At 74.4% G+C, this 15,696-nt stretch carries 15 protein-coding genes; 1 reads left to right on the top strand and 14 read right to left on the bottom strand.

Annotation, left to right across the window (positions count from 1 at the left end; all coding sequences use genetic code 11):
* Positions 1-3: 3 nt before the first annotated feature.
* The 11 genes from MODMU_RS08140 to MODMU_RS08090 form a co-directional block, all read right to left on the bottom strand.
* Positions 4-300: a hypothetical protein gene (locus MODMU_RS08140; RefSeq protein ID WP_014739737.1), complete on the bottom strand. Its 297-nt coding sequence runs from the start codon at positions 298-300 to the stop codon at positions 4-6.
* Between the two features lie 15 nt (positions 301-315).
* Complete coding sequence (locus tag MODMU_RS08135) at positions 316-873, bottom strand: hypothetical protein (protein WP_014739736.1); 558 nt, start codon at positions 871-873, stop codon at positions 316-318.
* Complete coding sequence (locus tag MODMU_RS08130; RefSeq protein WP_041795099.1) at positions 873-1,430, bottom strand: hypothetical protein; 558 nt, start codon at positions 1,428-1,430, stop codon at positions 873-875. The genes MODMU_RS08135 and MODMU_RS08130 overlap by 1 nt, the downstream gene beginning before the upstream one ends.
* Positions 1,427-3,337 carry a type IV secretory system conjugative DNA transfer family protein gene (locus MODMU_RS08125; protein WP_014739734.1) on the bottom strand — a complete coding sequence of 637 codons (1,911 nt, stop codon included), beginning with the start codon at positions 3,335-3,337 and terminating at the stop codon, positions 1,427-1,429. Before MODMU_RS08125 ends, MODMU_RS08130 begins: the two co-directional genes overlap by 4 nt.
* A gap of 58 nt (positions 3,338-3,395) precedes the next feature.
* Positions 3,396-4,481: a M23 family metallopeptidase gene (locus MODMU_RS08120; RefSeq protein ID WP_231851811.1), complete on the bottom strand. Its 1,086-nt coding sequence runs from the start codon at positions 4,479-4,481 to the stop codon at positions 3,396-3,398.
* Between the two features lie 77 nt (positions 4,482-4,558).
* Entirely contained in the window at positions 4,559-6,067 is a 1,509-nt protein-coding gene (locus tag MODMU_RS08115) for an ATP-binding protein (RefSeq protein WP_041795097.1), read from the bottom strand.
* Positions 6,064-7,578, bottom strand: coding sequence for an SCO6880 family protein (locus MODMU_RS08110; protein ID WP_041795096.1), 1,515 nt, complete (start codon positions 7,576-7,578; stop codon positions 6,064-6,066). Before MODMU_RS08110 ends, MODMU_RS08115 begins: the two co-directional genes overlap by 4 nt.
* The gene (locus MODMU_RS08105; RefSeq protein ID WP_014739730.1) at positions 7,575-9,158 is read right to left on the bottom strand and encodes a hypothetical protein; all 1,584 of its coding nucleotides are present in this window, start codon (positions 9,156-9,158) and stop codon (positions 7,575-7,577) included. The genes MODMU_RS08110 and MODMU_RS08105 overlap by 4 nt, the downstream gene beginning before the upstream one ends.
* 40 nt (positions 9,159-9,198) lie before the next feature.
* On the bottom strand, positions 9,199-9,936 hold the full coding sequence (locus tag MODMU_RS08100) for a hypothetical protein (protein WP_231851810.1): 738 nt from the start codon (positions 9,934-9,936) through the stop codon (positions 9,199-9,201).
* 71 nt (positions 9,937-10,007) lie between these two features.
* Positions 10,008-10,355 (bottom strand): hypothetical protein, encoded by a 348-nt coding sequence (locus MODMU_RS08095; protein WP_014739728.1) that lies wholly within the window; start codon positions 10,353-10,355, stop codon positions 10,008-10,010.
* Positions 10,356-10,378: 23 nt separating this feature from the next.
* Positions 10,379-11,005 (bottom strand): hypothetical protein, encoded by a 627-nt coding sequence (locus tag MODMU_RS08090; RefSeq protein ID WP_231851809.1) that lies wholly within the window; start codon positions 11,003-11,005, stop codon positions 10,379-10,381.
* A 27-nt stretch (positions 11,006-11,032) separates the two neighbouring features.
* On the opposite strand from MODMU_RS08090, the gene MODMU_RS29385 reads away from it, so the two are divergent.
* Positions 11,033-11,236, top strand: a complete 204-nt coding sequence (locus MODMU_RS29385) for a hypothetical protein (protein WP_231851808.1) — start codon at positions 11,033-11,035, stop codon at positions 11,234-11,236.
* A gap of 365 nt (positions 11,237-11,601) precedes the next feature.
* Here the strand turns inward: MODMU_RS29385 and MODMU_RS08085 are convergent, their stop codons facing one another.
* The 3 genes from MODMU_RS08085 to MODMU_RS08075 all read right to left on the bottom strand — a co-directional run bounded on the left by MODMU_RS08085 (position 11,602) and on the right by MODMU_RS08075 (position 15,601).
* Positions 11,602-11,862: a helix-turn-helix domain-containing protein gene (locus MODMU_RS08085; RefSeq protein ID WP_014739726.1), complete on the bottom strand. Its 261-nt coding sequence runs from the start codon at positions 11,860-11,862 to the stop codon at positions 11,602-11,604.
* A gap of 176 nt (positions 11,863-12,038) precedes the next feature.
* Positions 12,039-15,287 (bottom strand): AfsR/SARP family transcriptional regulator, encoded by a 3,249-nt coding sequence (locus tag MODMU_RS08080; RefSeq protein ID WP_041795093.1) that lies wholly within the window; start codon positions 15,285-15,287, stop codon positions 12,039-12,041.
* A complete protein-coding gene (locus MODMU_RS08075; protein ID WP_231851807.1) occupies positions 15,284-15,601 on the bottom strand; it encodes a hypothetical protein in 318 nt (105 codons plus the stop codon). Before MODMU_RS08075 ends, MODMU_RS08080 begins: the two co-directional genes overlap by 4 nt.
* Positions 15,602-15,696: the final 95 nt, after the last annotated feature.

The following is a 15,696-nucleotide window of genomic DNA, read 5'->3' as shown; positions in this document are numbered from 1 at the left end:
CCTTCAGCCCAGCCGTCGCAGGGCGTGGCGGGCGGCGCGCGCGGCGTCGAGGACAGGTGTGCTGGCGAAGGTGCGCTCGTCGAGGAGGCCAAGGGCGCCCATCGCTGCGCGGATGCTGGCGGCGGGGTCGCCGTCGATCAGTGGGACCGGTTGGGTGCGTCCGCCGGCGAGCTCGAGGAGTTCTGCGGCGTAGAGGCATTCCAGGGCGATGTCGGCAGGTACCTGCTCCCGGTCGGCGCCGACGGCGTCGAGCAGGGAGGCGGCGTAGCCGAGCGGGTCGCTGACCGTGTCGACGGTCATGAGGCACGTCCTTTCTCACGGGTTGGTCCTGTCGAGGCTTGCGTCGCGGCGGTCGGCGGCGGGGGCGTCGCGGGACATCTGTGGAGGACCGACCGGGCTGTGCGCGTTGGAGGAGCGGTGCTCGTTGGCGCCGCGCGCGGGAAGGGCGGCGGCGCAGTCGTCGAGCAGCCGCCAGTGCAGCTCGCGGGCGGGGTGCCGGGCGGGCAGCGGAGTGGCTGCGGCCAGCGCGGGCAGCCAGGCGGCCACGTCGTAGCCGGCCGTCGCGGCGCGGGCGAGCGCGGCGGCCAGCGGCAGCCAGTCCGGGCCGTCAACGAGGCGGGCGTCGATGCGGGCCACGAGCTGCCGCCAGGCCGGGTCGGTGGCCGCGTCGTCGCCGTCCTCGGGTTCGCTCTCCAGGTCAGCGGCGATCTCCAGGATGCGCGTGGCGATCGCCCTGCGGCCCTCGGCGGTCCCGGCGTCACACCAGGCAGCCAGCAGGTCAGGGGTGTGCCGGACCATCCAGGCGCGGCTGATCCGCACGCCGGCGAGCAGCGACACCCAGTCGCCGCGGTCGGACGGTACGGCGCTGGGCATCACTGGCCTTCTGCCGCTTGGGGGCGGTGGCCGGTCGGGGTGACACTCAGGTCGCGGTCGAACAGCGCGTGCCGCGCTGTGGTCGCCTGCGGGCTGGTGTACTCGGCGGCCCAGGAGCGGGCCGGCCAGTCGGTGTGCCGGCCGGGTGGACAGCCGATGCCGAGCCGCTCGGCCAGGCGGGCGTGGAAGGCGGGCAGCGCGTAGCGGTGCCACTCCTCCAGCGCGTGCGGAGCCGCCGCGTCGCCAGCGGTCGCGCGCAGGCACGCCAGGACCGCGAGTTCGTGCACGAGGTGCGGATGGGCGGGCCAGCAGGAGGGGATGGCCTGCGCGGTCTGCCAAGCGTAGCTGCGGTTGAGCCAGGCGGCGACGTCGTCCAGCCACGGCCACAGCCGGGTGCGCACGTGAGCCGAGCAGGTCGCCGGCTCCCAGGGCCGGTCCAGCAGCCGCAGGCCGGCGGGTTCGAGGCCCGCCTCCTCGGCCTGCCGGAGCTGCTCGAAGGCCCGGCGGATCTCCCGCGGCGGCGGCGGGAAAGGCACGGCCACGTGGGAGGCGGTCATCGAAGGCCCCGCTCGACCGGGGTGAGACCCGCGCGGGCGGCCGCGGCGTGCGCGCGACCGGTGCGCTCGACCATGCTGGCGGTGTGCCCGCGGGCGGCGGCGACGCGGTCGCGGGCCGAGGCCTGCGCGGCCAGCAGCTTCGCGCCGCGGCGACCGGTGAGGCAGCGGGTGAGCCCGGCGATCAGCGGTGGGGCGTTCTCCGCGACCACGATGGCCCGGCCGGGCGGCAGCTGGCGGATCTCGTCCGGGCGTAGCACGGGCACGGTCTCGCCGTGGGTAGATCGGGACCATCCGGTGCCCCGGTAGCTGTAGGAGGTGCGCCGGACCCGGGTGCTGCCCAGCAGCTCGGAGAGTTCGCGGTAAAAGCCGCCGTCCTTGCCGCCACCGAAGGCGACGAGCACGTTGGTGAGCCCGAACAGGGCGCGGGCCTCGTCCTCGCCGTAGATCAGCACCAGCTGCCGCCACGCCTGCGCGGCGTAGAGGAAGCTGACCCCGAGGGCCCGGTCGTTGGCCATCCGGGTGCGCAGAGTGGGCAGCGGCGCGGTGGACGGCAGCTCGTCCAGGCAGGCCAGCAACGGCGGGCACAGCCGTCCGGTCGGCGCGTCGCCGGCCAGCTGCAGGGCGGTGTCGAGGACGTGCTCGGCCAGGGCGGTCATCAGCGGGGCCGCCGAGGCGTAGGGATCCTCGCGGCCGAGCAGGTAGACGGTGCCGCCGGCGGCGATCAGCGCGGCAATGTCGGTGGCCGGCCGGCCGGGCGCAGGAGTGCACCGGCGGCGGATGTCGGTCTGAAAGAACAGGGTCAGCGCCTGCTGCACCGTGGTGGCGGTGTTCCCAGCGGTACGCGGGTCGCCGTGCAGAGCACCGTGCAGCAGCCCGTCCCAGAACGGCGCGGCGTGCGGATGGGCGCGCAGCACGTCGGCCGGCTGGGTCGCCGCCTGCGGGTGGGCGGCCCACTCCAGGACGTCCTCGATGGTGCGGCCGGTCAGCGCGGCGGCGTGCAGGTAGCCCTGGAGCACCTTGGCCGCTTCGAAGGCGTAGAAGCGGGCCGCAGAGTCGGTGGTGCCGCCGGTGACCGCGCCGGGAACGGTGCCGGCGGTGAAGGCCTTGGCGCGGCGCTCGGCCGTCATGGGATCCACGCAGCCGGCGACGGGGTCCCACACCAGCTCCGGCAGTCCAGGAACCGCTCCGAAAGGGTCGAGCACGGCGACCGGGCGGTCGCCGGCGGCGCGGGCGTCGAGGGTGAGCAGCAGGTCCTCGGCCTTGGTCAGAGTGACCAGCGCCGCGCCGGGCGCGTCGAGCAGCGCAGGGGCGAGCAGGTCGAGGGTCTTGCCGGACCCCTGCGGGCCGTAGACGCCGGTCGTGCGGTCGAAGGGCACCCACAGTTGCCCGGCGGCGGGGACTGCGGCGTGGCCCAGCCGCCATGCCACGTCCGTGTGCACGACCCGGCGAGGCCTGCGCCGGCGAGCCGAGGTCAGGTCGGGACGGACGACGGGTCCGGCCCGGCGCAGCCGACCGCTGCCGAGCACGTCGGCGACCTGGCTGCGGGTGGCCATTCCCGACCGCCCGGTCAGCCATCGGTGAACGGCCCAGGCGGCTCCCCCGCTGGCGGTTAGGAAGAGTGCGAGGCACCCGGCGATGGCGGTGTACACAGCCACCGGCGGTGGTAGCGCCGCCGTCTGCGCAACGTCCAGCCCGGCGGTGGGCTCGGCGGTGAGCAGGCCGCCGACTGAGGCGACCAGGGCGGCCGACCCCTGCGGCCACACCCAGCCGCCGCCGGCCAGGAGTGCCGCGGCTGCGCGGCCGGCGGGCAGCAGGAGCGCCCCGGCCGTGAACCACACCAGGGCGGCGGCGAGCGGGATCTCCCAGCTGGCGGGGCCGACGTCGGGCTGCGACCGGCCGACGTTCATCGCCGACCGCCTGCGTTCGCGTGGTGCATGGCTTCTCCTTCGTTGAAGTCCAGGCGGCTCATCCGGCATCGAGGGCGCGCAGGTCGACGCCGCGGTCGGCCAGCCACGGGACCGGGTCGACCGGCGCGCCGTCCTGGCGGACCTCGAAGTGCAGGTGGACACCGGTGCTGTTGCCGGTCGAGCCCTGGAAGCCGACCAGCGTTCCGGCGGCTACGTGCTGGCCTGCGGTGACCGTGTACGCGGAGAGGTGCCCGTAGCGGGTGGTCACCCCGTTGCCGTGGCCGAGATCTACGAGGTTGCCGTAGCCGGCCAGGCTCAGGCTGCCGTCGCGGTCGCAGTAGTCGCTGGTGCACTCGGCTCGAAGCACGGTGCCGTCGGCGGCGGCGTAGACGGGCGTGTTGCGGGGGCCGGCGATGTCCACGCCTGCGTGCAGCGTTCCCCCGCGGGACCCGTAGCCGGAGGTGACCGTGCCGGCGGTGGGCCGGATCCACGCCCCGGCGGCCACCGGCAACCCCGGGCAGACGGCGGGCGCTGCGCCGGCGGGGGCGGCTGCGGCCTGGGCGGTCGGCCAGAGCATGGCGGTCAGCTCCTGGGCGAGCGGCGCCCAGCGGGCGTAGGCGCCGCCGGCGGCGGAGACCTGCACGGCCTGGGCCGCCTGCGTGAGCGCGATGGTCTGCCAGTTGGGCACCTCGACCAGCCGGGCGTAGAAGGCCTCGGCGGCGTAGACGGGGTCCATCAGCTCGGCGACGGTGCCCCAGCCGGCGAGCCAGCGCTGCTGGAAGGTGTTGACGCTGTCGTGGTCGGAGCCGCGCCCGTCGTGCGGGTACTGCAGGCTGGTAGCGGTCACCGCGGCCTGCTCGCCGGTGAGTTCGAGGCTGCTGCCGTCGTTGGCCAGCATCCGGATGCGGGACTCCTGGTAGGCCGTGGCCAGCGCCACCGTGGCTGCGTACGCATCGAGCCCCCGCGCGGCGGCGACGTCGGCGATGGTCTGCGCGTGGCCCATCTGGACGGCGTCCAGCTCGATGCCGGCGACGGTGGCGCCGGTGCCGCCGATCGAGCAGCCCGACGATGCAGTCGGCGTCGACGCCTCGTGAGCACCGATGACCGCGAGGGGGATCAGCAGCACCGTGAGCCCTGCGAACACCGGGAGGGCGCAAGGAGCGGCGGCCCGCCACAGCCACGCCCGCGCGTACGAGTGCGCCACGCGCGCCGCCGTCCCGCTCACGTCGGGCCTCCGGCGGCGAGTGCCTCGTTGGTGTAGGTCAGCCGCACCTCCGGCCCGGTGAGGACGGTCTGCACCTTGAACGCCCGGTCCCCGACCAGCCACAGCGCCCGGCCCTTGCCGGCGACCGCCCAGCCGGTGACCAGCCGCTGGGCGGTCGGCGCCAGGCCGAGCAGGCTGCCCAGCTCGTCGCCGACGGCCTGGTCCTGGCCGTGCAGCACCTTGACGTCGCACAGGTGCAGCAGGTCGCGGGCGATGGCGACCGCCTGGGACGTGGCGTCGCCGGCGGTGAGCATGTCCGACGGCTTGTGGGCCAGCAGGATCTGCACGTCGGCGTCGCGGCGGGACAGCCGCAGGTTGGCGTCCAGGCTCTTCATCGCCTCGGCGCCCAGGCGCATCTGCCGCCACGTCTCGTCGCGGACGACGATGCGCAGGTCACCCGGGTCGGCGATCTCTCGCATCGCCTGGCCCCATGAGTTGAGGCACGTCAGCGCGATGCCGACGGCCTGGTCACCGAGCGGCTCGAGGCGGGACAGCGAGAGCGACTGGATCGGGGCGCGCCAGTCGACGTCGATCGACGTGTGGTCGTCGAACAGCCCGGCCAGGGAGCCCTTGACCAGGGAGCCGAGCGCGTCGCGCAGGGTTCGGGTGGCGTCGAGGAAGTGCCGCCGGTCGGCGTAGCGGCAGCCGCGGACCAGCTCCGGCGGAGGCTCGTCCAAGGTCTGCCAGAGCTGCGGGATGGTGGGCTCGGTCAGCCGGGTGGTTCCGCTGCGGTACCCCGTGAGCATGCGCAGCGCCTCACCGACGGCGGTCTCCTCCACCGGGCCGAACGGCACCGACTGGGAGGCGACCAGTCCACGGAGCAGCACGAGCCACCGGGCGAAGACGAGCGCCTCGCGGCGGCGGACCTCGGACGTGTCGAGCCGCTCCCAACCGTGCCCGAGGGGGCCGAAGGCCAGCGGGTTCACCCGGGCGGGAAGGCCGTGGCCGATGACGAACGGCTCGACGCCGAGCGCACGGCACAACGGCTCGTACTCGTCCTTGGTGTCGCCAAGGATCAGGGTGCGATAGCCATAGGCGAGCATGCGCAGCGCGAAGGCCTTGACCGTGGCTGACTTGCCGCGGCCGGGCTTGCCGAAGACGACGACATTCGGATTGGTGACCGGGATGTCGTCGTCGGTGACCCAGCCGACGGGGTCGCAGTAGAACGCTCCGCCCGACAGCAGGTCGAGTCCCATCTGCGCGCCGGTGGGTGGCAGACCGGAGGTGGCGATCAGCGGCCACACCACCGGCGTCTGCTCCGAGGTCATTCGCCACACCGACAGCGGGGCGAGCGCCGCTGCCCGACCCCGGCCGCGCCCGCGGATTCCGCGGCGGGGCACCAGCTGGGTGAACGGGCTCCGGTCGCGCGGTGCTGCATTCGCCGGAGGCTGCGGAGGCAGCCGGTGGCCGAAGTCGTCGAGCAGGACGGCGACGTCCCGACCCCGGCGGGTCCCGCGGCCGCTCACCGTCGGCTCCGGCGGTCGGGCAGCCCGACGCCGAGGGGTACCGCGGCGGCGGCGAAGCCGGAGTCCTGCGCCAGGTCCAGCCGCAGCGGTACGTAGCCGGCAGCGCGGATGGACGCATCCAGTCGCCGGCCGTGCTCGGCCACCGGCCACGTCGCGGGGACCGTGACGCAGGCGGCGACGGCGGGGCGGACCAGGGCTCGCCCGGCCGCGAGCTTCTCGTCCGCCGCGCCGATCCGCTCGGTGTCGCGCCGTTGCCGGGCCCGCTGCCGGAAGCCCATCCGGGCGCGCAGCTCGTTGCCGGTGGTGGCACTCATCTCCTCCCGGCCGACCAGGCGGGTGGCCCGGTCCAGCGGCATCGGGGCCAGGAAGACGGTCAGGCAACGCCGCTCCCCCGCCACCGTCGGCACCAGCACCGGGGCCAGCGCGCCGAGCACCGCTCCCGAGTCGGGAAACAGGACGGTGTCGGTCACCGACGCCCACGCGTCGTGCGCGTAGTGCCGTACCTCGGCCCGGGCCTGGCTGGGGCCGGCGGCAGCCATCGGCACCCCGGTCGTCAGCTGGGCGCCGTCGGCGGCGGCCAGGTCGGCGGCGATGAGCTGGCCGCGCTCACCCGGGGCGAAGCCGGTGCGGACCGCGGCGGCGAGGGCAGCGGAGTCCAGCCAGGTGACCGCGGTGCAGCCGACCGCTCCGCGGAGCGCCGCCTCCACCTCGGCCATCACCCCGTGCAGGACCCGGGCGCGGCCGTCCACACCCCCACCGGACTCCCGCGCGGCCCGGCTCATCCGCGCCTCGCCGACGACGACGGTGACGAAGGCCTCGGTGCGCACCGCGGCCGGGGTGAGGGTCGCCCCGAGCAGCGCGTTGATCCGGGTGGCCAGGGGTGCGGCGTCCGCGCGGGTGTGGGCTCGTTCCCAGGCCGCACGCTCGGTGCCGTCGTCGGGCACGGTACGCACCTGCAGGGCCAGGACGTCGACCAGCTCGGTACGGGCAGCGAGTTCGCACAGCTCGGCCAGGCCGGCGCCCATCCGGTTGCGCTCGTCGGGTTCGGCCAGGCCGATCCCGGGATGATCGATCGACGCCACGGCCGCCCACGTCCGGGCCGCGCAGTTCTGCACGATCACCGGGCGGCTGAACAGCTGACCGAAGGGCGGCCCGTCGTGGGTGCGGATGCCGGCCAGGACGCCCGGCAGATCCGCCTCGGCCGGGTTCTCGGCCGTGCCTGACGCGGCCCGGGAGCCGAACACCGTCCATCCCATGAGTGCTCCCATCGTGTGCAGGAGGAGATCGACCAGCCAGCGGCCGGCCGAGCGCCCCCGGACCGGCACGAGCAGCACCGCGGCCAGCAGCGCCCACACCGGCAGCCACAGGACGAACAAGCTCCAGGCCTGGGCGTTGAGGGCGAGCAGCGCCGGGACCCCGGCGAGGGTGACCAGGGCCAGTTGGGCGCCGGTCATCCCGAGGAACCAGCCCGAGACGTCCTTGGCGTAGTCGCCGTATCGGGCGGCGCTCACCGCGCACCGCCGTCGCCGAGTCCGTCGTCGGTTCGCGTGATCCGCGGATCGGTCTCGTCGGGTTGGCCGAGTTCGTTGCCGTCGACATGCTGCGCCGGCCAGGCCATGGCGACAGGGCCGTTGCCTCCGTCGGTCCCGTGCAGACCGGACGTCGAGCCGCCGAGCGAGCGGGAGCCGTCTGCCCGGCCGGGCGGCCGCCCGAGCCGGGACGGCCGTCCGGCCCCCGCGCCCCCACGACCGCCTGCATGCGTCCCGTTCGGTACCGGCTGCCCGTAGTAGGGCGCAGAGTGGCCGACGCCGGCGCCGGAGAGCACGTCGGCGGCCGAGGCAGCTACGCCGGCCGCCAGCCGGCCGGCGGTGGAGGTACCGGCCGTCAGTGCCCGGAGCGCTCCGGCGAAGCGGCCGCTGGTCGCCGCGTCCGCCGTCGACTCGCCCTGGGCGCGGTCACCGGCCAGCTGCGCCGCGGCTCCCGAGGCGGCCACGCCGCCCGAGGCTGCGGCCACTGCGGCGCCGGCGGCCCGGCCACGTCCGCCGCCGAGGTTGCTCAGTGCACCCACGGCCCCGCCCGAGGCGGCCAAAGAGGAGCGCAGCGCGGCCCCACTCGAGGTGCCTGGATCGACGAAGGCCAGCAGCCGGAACAGCGCCAGCGGACAGATCGCGCCGAGCAGGATCAGCAGGCAGCCGACCACCGCCATGCCGATCGCGGCCTCGGTGCTGGTCTCCTCGGCCCCGGTGACGATCCCCTCGGTGATGGTCACTCCCACGCCCAGCACGAGCACGGCGACCGGGGCGACCAGCAGCGCGGCCAGGAACCAGCGCAGGCTGCGCCAGAACCAGGTGCTCGAGGACTGCGCCAGCAGGCCGCCGGCCGAGATCGCCGAGGTCGCGGCCAGCACGATCAGCGCTGCCTCGCGCACCAGCATCACCAGCAGGTAGCCGACGCTGGCGGGCACCAGCAGGAAGATCGAACTGACCCCGAGCACGGTGGCGACCGTGCCGTCGACCAGGTCGCGGCTCACGCTGATCGACGGGTCGAACGCGGCCATCGTGTCGATGCCCAGCAGGCTGTGCAGCAGGGCGGTGGTCAGTCCGGAGACGCCGGTGACCAGCAGCGCCGACACGCCGACGTAGCCGGCCCACACCAGCCCGAACTCCACCAGCCCGATCAACAGCCGGCCCAGGGTCTGCCCGTCCCGGCGCACCGCCGCGGCCCCGAGCTGCACGAGCGCCATCAGCGCCGCGACGGTGGCGCCGATCCCGAAGGTCACCGGATAGATCCCGGCCAGCGGGCCATCGGCGGACAGGTCCGGGGTGGCGAGTGCGTCGATCACCGAGAACGCCAGGCCGAGCAGCCACAACCCGGCCTCCCAGAGCGACAGCATGGCGCTGGTCCACACGTCGGCGGCCACCGCGCCGGCTGCCTCGCCGATGACACAGAACGGGTTGATCGGCAGGCACGGCAGCGAGGCATGGTCCGCCGCCGGAGCTGCGGGGAACGCCACGACCGTCGAGTCAGCCGAGGCCGGAGCCGCCGTCGCCAGCCAGCCCACCACCGCAAGCATCAGGACGACAACCAGCATCAGCGGACGCGGCGATCGGCCGCCTCGATCGAGCTGTGGCCTAGCCATGACGCAGGTCCCGCCAGCCGGCGTCGATCGCCGCGTCGGTACCCGGCCAGACCGACGGAGCCGGCGCAGGCTCCGCACCTGCTCCGATCACCCACCGGTCCCCGGCCCAGGCCATCCGCTGGCAGTCGGCGATCGCGATCCGCGACGTCTCCTCCACCGTGACGGTGAACTCGAAGTTCACGCAGACCACCGCGAAGTCCTCGCCGACCGTGCCCTTGATCAGTCCCATGACCGGGCGGACCACGAAGGCCAGCTCCGGTGACCCGGCACCGGACAGCCCCGCCGCTGACAACAGGCTGGCCATGCCATGCGCCCCGGACCAGGTCTGCGGGGTGGGGCCACCTCTCGCGGCCCACTCGGCGATCATCTGCCGCACGCCGTCCATCGAGCCGGTCTGCATCGCGGTCACGTCGATCGCCGCTAGCTGCGCCAGCGCGCCTTCCGGCGTGCGCGGAAAGCCGGTGGGCACTTCGGCCGGGCCGACGGCGGTGGCCGAGGGCACCTCGAGAACGCCCGCGGCCCGGTTCGACAGCGGGCCGGGCAGCGCGGCGTCCGGGTCGGCGGTCGGCATCGGCGCGGCGGCAAGCGCGTCCTGCTGCGACATGCCCGTAGCCGGAGCGGCCGCCTGTGGCGCGGTGTCCGCGCCGTCCCGCTGGTCCCCGGGCAGTGCCCCGACGACCGCAAGCACCAGTCCGGTCAGCACCGCCAGCGCCACGAGCGCGCTGACCACGATCAGTACGAGGAGACGGGCCGGTCCCCACGTCGACGTCTCCCCCACCGGGCGTTCTGCACGGCGGCGCATCAGGTGCACCCGCTGCCGGTGATCGAGTCGAGGATCGTCAAGATCACCGTGTAGGTGATGGCCACCATCACCACGACCGCGACGCCCATAGCGCCGTACCGGGACGCGTGTGGATGAGAGAAGATCCGCCCGACCAGGATCGATCCGAGAGACGCGACCGCGCCGATGCCGATCAGCGCCAGCACGCCCCACTTCATCCAGGCGGTGACGTCGTCGGCGAAGCCCTGCATCCCCGGCGGTGCCGCGGGGCAGACCGCCGCGGCGATCTCCGGAGCTGCGGTCGCCGGTCCGCTGCTCAGCACCACCAGCCCGGCGAGGACGACCAGGACGGTCGACGCCGCCCGCACCGCCGCAGTTCCTTGCCTGACCGTCATCGGGTCGCCCCGGCCCGCACTGCCCGGCGCCGGTGCCGAGGTGGCGCCGGCGGGGCCACGAGCGCGGCCAGCGCCCGGCCGGCGGCGGCCACCGGTTTCGGTAGCCGGTCCCCGGTCAGCCCGGTGGTCTGCAGGCGCCGGCAGAACGGCACCGGGACCACCTGGCCCTTCGACCGCGCCTCACCGAGCCGCGGACCGCAGTTGGCCTCGACCAGCCGTGGCCACCGCGCGGGGCCCACCGCCGCGACTTCCGCCTCCCCGCTGACGGCTGCCAGGACCTGCTCGGTCTGCCGGATAGCTGGGATCGTGACCCGGGTGACGACCACCAGAGAGCAGTCGACGAGCGACCTCGGCGAGTCGAGCAGCGCAGAGGTCGTCGACCAACCTGGGTCCACCACCACCGTGGTGTCCGCGTCAGCTTCCGGGAGCGGTGGGAGCGCTCCGTCGGCGGGGCCCCGAGCGAGCCGGATGACGTCGAGTCGACCGCGGCGACCGCACCGCCACCCGGCGCCGTCGGTGCCCAGTTCGATGGTCGGGGCCGCCGCCAGCCCCGACCGGGCCGGCTCGGAGTAGTCGACCAGCTGCACCCGCCGGTTCTCCGCCAGCCCCTCAGCCAGCGCCAACGCAACGGTGGAAGCACCGGCCCCGGCGTGACCGGCCACAACCAGGATGACACGGCCGCCGACGCCCGCTCGCGTCCACGGGACGCGCGAGTGATCCGGTTGGCCGGCACGGCGGCGGACCGCGGCCCCGAAAGCCTGGTCTTCCTGCGCGAGAACGTCGTCGGTGACGTCGTCGAAGAGCCCCGCGCGGATCGCCACGACGGCCGCGCGCATGGCGCGCACGGTCATTGACCGTGCCTCGTGAGGATCCGTGGAGCTGGAGGGCGACGTCGCCGCCGACGGCGCACCACGGCTCATCTGGCCGCGCCTCGACTCCTGACTCGGGGCTGTGGTCTGCATGCACCGACCGTGTGGCCGGGGCCTCTAGTAGTCCTCCAGTCGGCTACTGCACAGCGGTTCTCGACCGATATCGGGTGTGTGCCGGCGCGGCCAGCGATGACTAAGGGCGCGCATCGGCGGGGGTTACTGGAGGATCACCGGAGGACGGATGCGGCGCCCCGAGGGATGCTGCGCGCTGTTCCGATACCGCTCAAGAACCGCGCTGATGCATCGACCGGTCCTGGCGAGAGCGTCGAGGCGCGGATTTCGTCCTCGAGTCATCCCCCGGCGTCATCGGTCTGCCGTGGAGCGCCGACGGCACGCCGCGGCACCTGGTGCTTGTCGAGCACGCGGCGGACCGCGGTCGGGGAACGGTCGATCAGGTCGGCGATCTGCCGCAGCGAACGGCCGGCGGCGTACTGGGCCAGGACGAACGCCTCCAGCTGCGCCTGCAGCCTCTGGCTGGGCACGGTGCCGGTGCGGGCGGTTCCGGCGAACGCGGGCAGCGGGCGCAGCTGTGGCCGCGGCGGATAGGGCATCGCTGGATCAGGGCCGGGCCGGCCAGGCGATCAGCGCTCCCAGCCGGACGTGGGCGTATTCCCCTTGACCGGCCGGAGCGCAGTGATCGTGGATGCCGGCAAGGTACGCCAGCGCGGCGCGCACCAGGCCAAGTTCGAGTGCGACGCTCCCCGGTCGTGGGGTACGTGCGGCGGCCTCATGACGCGCGGTCGAGGAACTGCCGGCGGGCGCGGTTGATGGTCTCCGCCGTGCTCATGGGCAGGTCCATCTCGTCCTCACCGTCGTGGACAGCCACGATGCGCCCGACGTAGGTCTCGGCCTCGGCACGGTGACCCTGGTGAAAGGCCACCCACATCGCGTCGAGCAGGGCCTGCTCATCGTCGGGCGCGACGAGCAGGGCGGTGGCGGAGGCGGTGCCTGCGGCGGCCAGGTCGCCACCGGGGAGGGCTGTGGAGACAACCTGGTGGGCGACGTCGCAGACGGCTGCGGTGAGCGTCAGGTCCAAGCCGTCCAACCACTCATAACCGGCCGGACGCTGCGCGAACGGCGGGCCGGACACCAGCCGCAGAGCGGCCAGCAAGTCGGGCAGGCCGCCGTCGCCGCGCACCGCGGCCCGGGCGCGCAGCTGGCGGAACAGGTCGGCGTCGATGAGCACGCCGGTCAGCATGTAGCGGCCGCGGTGACCGGAGCTGAGGTGCTTTTGCCCGGTGGTGGGGTCGGTGCCCAGCCATGCGCGAGCGCCGGCGGCGACCCGGTGCACGTAGGCGCGGGCGCTCACGGGGTCGGTCCTGCCGCCGCGGGCCGGCTGCAGCGCGGTGGCGGCCTCGTCAGCGGTGGCTCCGTGCGGGCGGGTGGCGAGGTAGGCGACCGTCTCCTCGTAGCGGCGCCGCAACCCGGACCTGGCGACGGCCGCCTCATCACCGTGCGCATGCAGTGCGACCGGTCCGAGCAGGGTCAGCCGCGGCCGGGCGCAGTCCGGCGACCACCAGTCGGCCAGATCGCGGTCGAGTTGGTTGAGGTCGTCCTCGATCTCGCTGCGCACGTCGGCCGGCACTGCAAACCCCGGCACGTCGGAAGCACCGCTGGTCGTCCACGATGTCCGCGCCCCCGTCGGACTGCCGGTCGGTGTGGGTGGCGTCGAGTCGCGGACCGCCTCGGTAGTGGAGCCCCGTCGGAGCAGTGGCGGCTGGGCGGAGGTCGGTGGCGCAGCGGTGTCCGGACCGGTCAGGTCGCCGTGGAGCGCGCCGGCGGCGTCGGTGTGCACCTGCCAGGGGCGGTCGCCGTCGGCGACGGGGATCGGGGCGTCCTCGGAGTCGCGCTCGAAGGCCAGCAGCGTGGCGATGTCACGGGCCTGCTGGGCGGTCAGCACTGGCGCCGGCAGCCGCAGCCCGAGCGCCGGGACGAGCAGCGACCCGTCGTCGGTCAGCGTGAGCAGCCACGCGTCGCTGACCTGCTCCGGCTCGGCGCCGAGCACGAGTGCGACCGCGGCGCGCCGCTCCCGCGTTCGCAGAGCAGCGGCGGCCTCGGCCAGTTCGCCGACCTGATCCGGCGGATGTGGGACGAGGACGACCTGCGGCATCCAGCCGTCCCCGGCTCCGGCCCGCAGCCGCCCGTCCAGCACGTCGTCACTGTCGGACTCGGCGGCTTCCGCCAGGCCGAGGTGCAGGCCGGGGTCGGTTGCGCCGTCGACCGGGTGGACCCGCCCGGGGGCGAGGTCGACCAGTTCGTCACCAAAGCCGGCGGGCGTGACGGTGAGCAGGTCCGACCAGCCGTTGACGGCCAGTTCGGCGGCCAGGTGCCGGACGAAGTTCTCGCGGCGGTCGGGCGGTCCGGTCACGTGCACCGCCCCGAGACGTTCCAGGTCCAGCAGCCAGCGGCCTGCGGTGTCGGTGTCGGTGTCGGTGCCGATGGTGACCAGAGTCGGGTACGGCGCCAAGCGGGTGCGGGCCACCTGGGGGTCGACACCGGTGTCCTGGTCGAGCCGCGCCGACCACCGGAGACCGGTGTCGTCGGCGATCCACGGTGCCGGCGGAGGTCGGTCGGCCGGAGCGTGCAGCCGCAGCTCGAGCTGGCCGCCGTGGAGTCGGGCGGCGACGACGTCGGGGAGTCGCGCGTCCGGATCGGCGGACACCTGGACGGCGAGGCCGCGCAGCGCCAGGTCGAGCGCGGCGTAGTCGGCCGTGCCCTTGTCGGCCGCCGATGCCAGGACCGTCTGTATGGCCGACTGGGTCGTCGGAAGGGGGGCCAGCCTCCGGCCGGGACGCCGGCGGCGCAGGCGCTGGCGGCGATGCGCCAGCCACGCCGCGCCCACGCCCGCAGCGAGCATTGCCCCGCTGCCGGCGAGAACGGACGCCATCTCCGCCGGGAACTGGTCGGCGTCGGCATCGAGGCTGTCGGTGTCGGCTGCCGACTGCTCCGGGTCCTCGGGTGGACTCTCCGCTGCCGGCGAGGCGTCCGGGGTCGGCGATGGCTCGGCCGGCACGGGGAGCTCGTCCTCGTCCAACGGAGGTGGCGGCGGCGCTTCCTCGGCTGGTGGTCCGGGAGCGGCTGGCGGACCGGCGTCGGCGGCTGCCGGGTCGGCCGGGGGGAGGTCGAGGACCTGCCCGGGGCGGATCAGGTCGGGGTCGCTGAATCCGCCGCCCCCGGGCAGCGGTTCGCCGGCGTTGAGGTCGAATATCGGCTGCCAACTGTCCAGGCCGTGCTGCGCAGCGATGTCTGCGAGGGTGTCACCGGGGCGCACCGTCACCTCCCCGGCGATTGATCCGGCCTCGGCGAGGGTGGCGTCGGGCGGGAGGACCAGGATCCAGCCGGGGCGGACGAGCGCCGGATCGGTCAGGACAGCGCCGTCGGGCTGGGGTCGGCCGCGGTTGAGCTCGAGGATCTCCTCGAACCGCGTCCAGTCCCCAAGGGAACGGGCGGCGATACGGCCGAGGGTGTCGCGCGGCTGCACCGTGTACGTGGGGCCGTTCGCGGCAGGCTCGGCTGGCTCGGTATCCGGTACGGAAGAAGGAATCGGTGGCGGTTCGTCGGTCGGCTGCTCAGCGACCACGGGTGGTCCGGCGAGCGCCGGGGCGGCGAGCAGAGGCGCGCCCCCGACGCCGACGACGGCGGCAACGAGTAGGCCGGCCAGCTGCTGGGATGCCGCCAAGCCGGGCAGCCGCAGGGGTGGGAGACCGCGCAACTGGGCGGCGAGCTCGACGGCCACCGACAGGGCGAACACCGCCCACGCGGCCCAGCCGATCACCACGAGCAGGCCCAGGAAGAGACCACCGTTGTCCGGCCCACTCAACGCGTCCGTGACCTGCTCCCATGAGGAAAGCGCTGTCGGCAGGTAGGCCGCGCCAAGCTCCCAGAGCGCGAACGGGACGCCAGCGACCGCAGCAACGAGGACGAGCAATGCGAGCAGTCGGCGCAGCACATCGAGCGCCCGCGGCGTAGTGGTCATGGCTCCGCTCCTACGTCCTGGTCGCTGATGAGGTCGGCGGTCCCGGAGCCCTCCACGGTCATGGTCTGAATGCCGATGAGGCCGAGGAAGCTGGTCGGCTCGGTGATCGTCGTGGTCACCGTCAGGGAGTCGCCGTCCACAACCGTCACCGCGCCGTGCACGCCATTGCGGTCGAGGTAGTCCCGCGCGGCGGCGACCGCGGCGGCCGGATCGACCCGGACATCTCCCGCGAGAGCGGCGGAGACGTCGAGGGCTTGGCCGCCGGCGCGGGCGGCTTCGTCGGCGATGGCGTCGGCGCGCTGGGTGGCGGCCACCTTGGCGCCACCGTCGACGGCCAGGCCGATGATCAACAGCAGGCCGGGGACAAGGACGGCGAGGAAGACGCCAAGCGCCCCGCGCTCGGCGTCTT

It is taken from the genome of Modestobacter italicus (assembly GCF_000306785.1).
Lineage (GTDB): Bacteria > Actinomycetota > Actinomycetes > Mycobacteriales > Geodermatophilaceae > Modestobacter > Modestobacter italicus.
Note: the sequence above shows the minus strand (reverse complement) of the source record. Positions and strands in the feature narration are given on the sequence as shown.

What these genes read in the sequence shown, in the direction of transcription:
- MODMU_RS08140 (WP_014739737.1), bottom strand. Translation starts at nt 300, where the DNA reads ATGACCGTCGACACGGTCAGCGACCCGCTCGGCTACGCCGCCTCCCTG.
- MODMU_RS08135 (WP_014739736.1), bottom strand. Translation starts at nt 873, where the DNA reads ATGCCCAGCGCCGTACCGTCCGACCGCGGCGACTGGGTGTCGCTGCTC.
- MODMU_RS08130 (WP_041795099.1), bottom strand. Translation starts at nt 1,430, where the DNA reads ATGACCGCCTCCCACGTGGCCGTGCCTTTCCCGCCGCCGCCGCGGGAG.
- MODMU_RS08125 (WP_014739734.1), bottom strand. Translation starts at nt 3,337, where the DNA reads ATGAACGTCGGCCGGTCGCAGCCCGACGTCGGCCCCGCCAGCTGGGAG.
- MODMU_RS08105 (WP_014739730.1), bottom strand. Translation starts at nt 9,158, where the DNA reads ATGCTGGTTGTCGTCCTGATGCTTGCGGTGGTGGGCTGGCTGGCGACG.
- MODMU_RS08085 (WP_014739726.1), bottom strand. Translation starts at nt 11,862, where the DNA reads ATGCCCTATCCGCCGCGGCCACAGCTGCGCCCGCTGCCCGCGTTCGCC.
- MODMU_RS08080 (WP_041795093.1), bottom strand. Translation starts at nt 15,287, where the DNA reads ATGACCACTACGCCGCGGGCGCTCGATGTGCTGCGCCGACTGCTCGCA.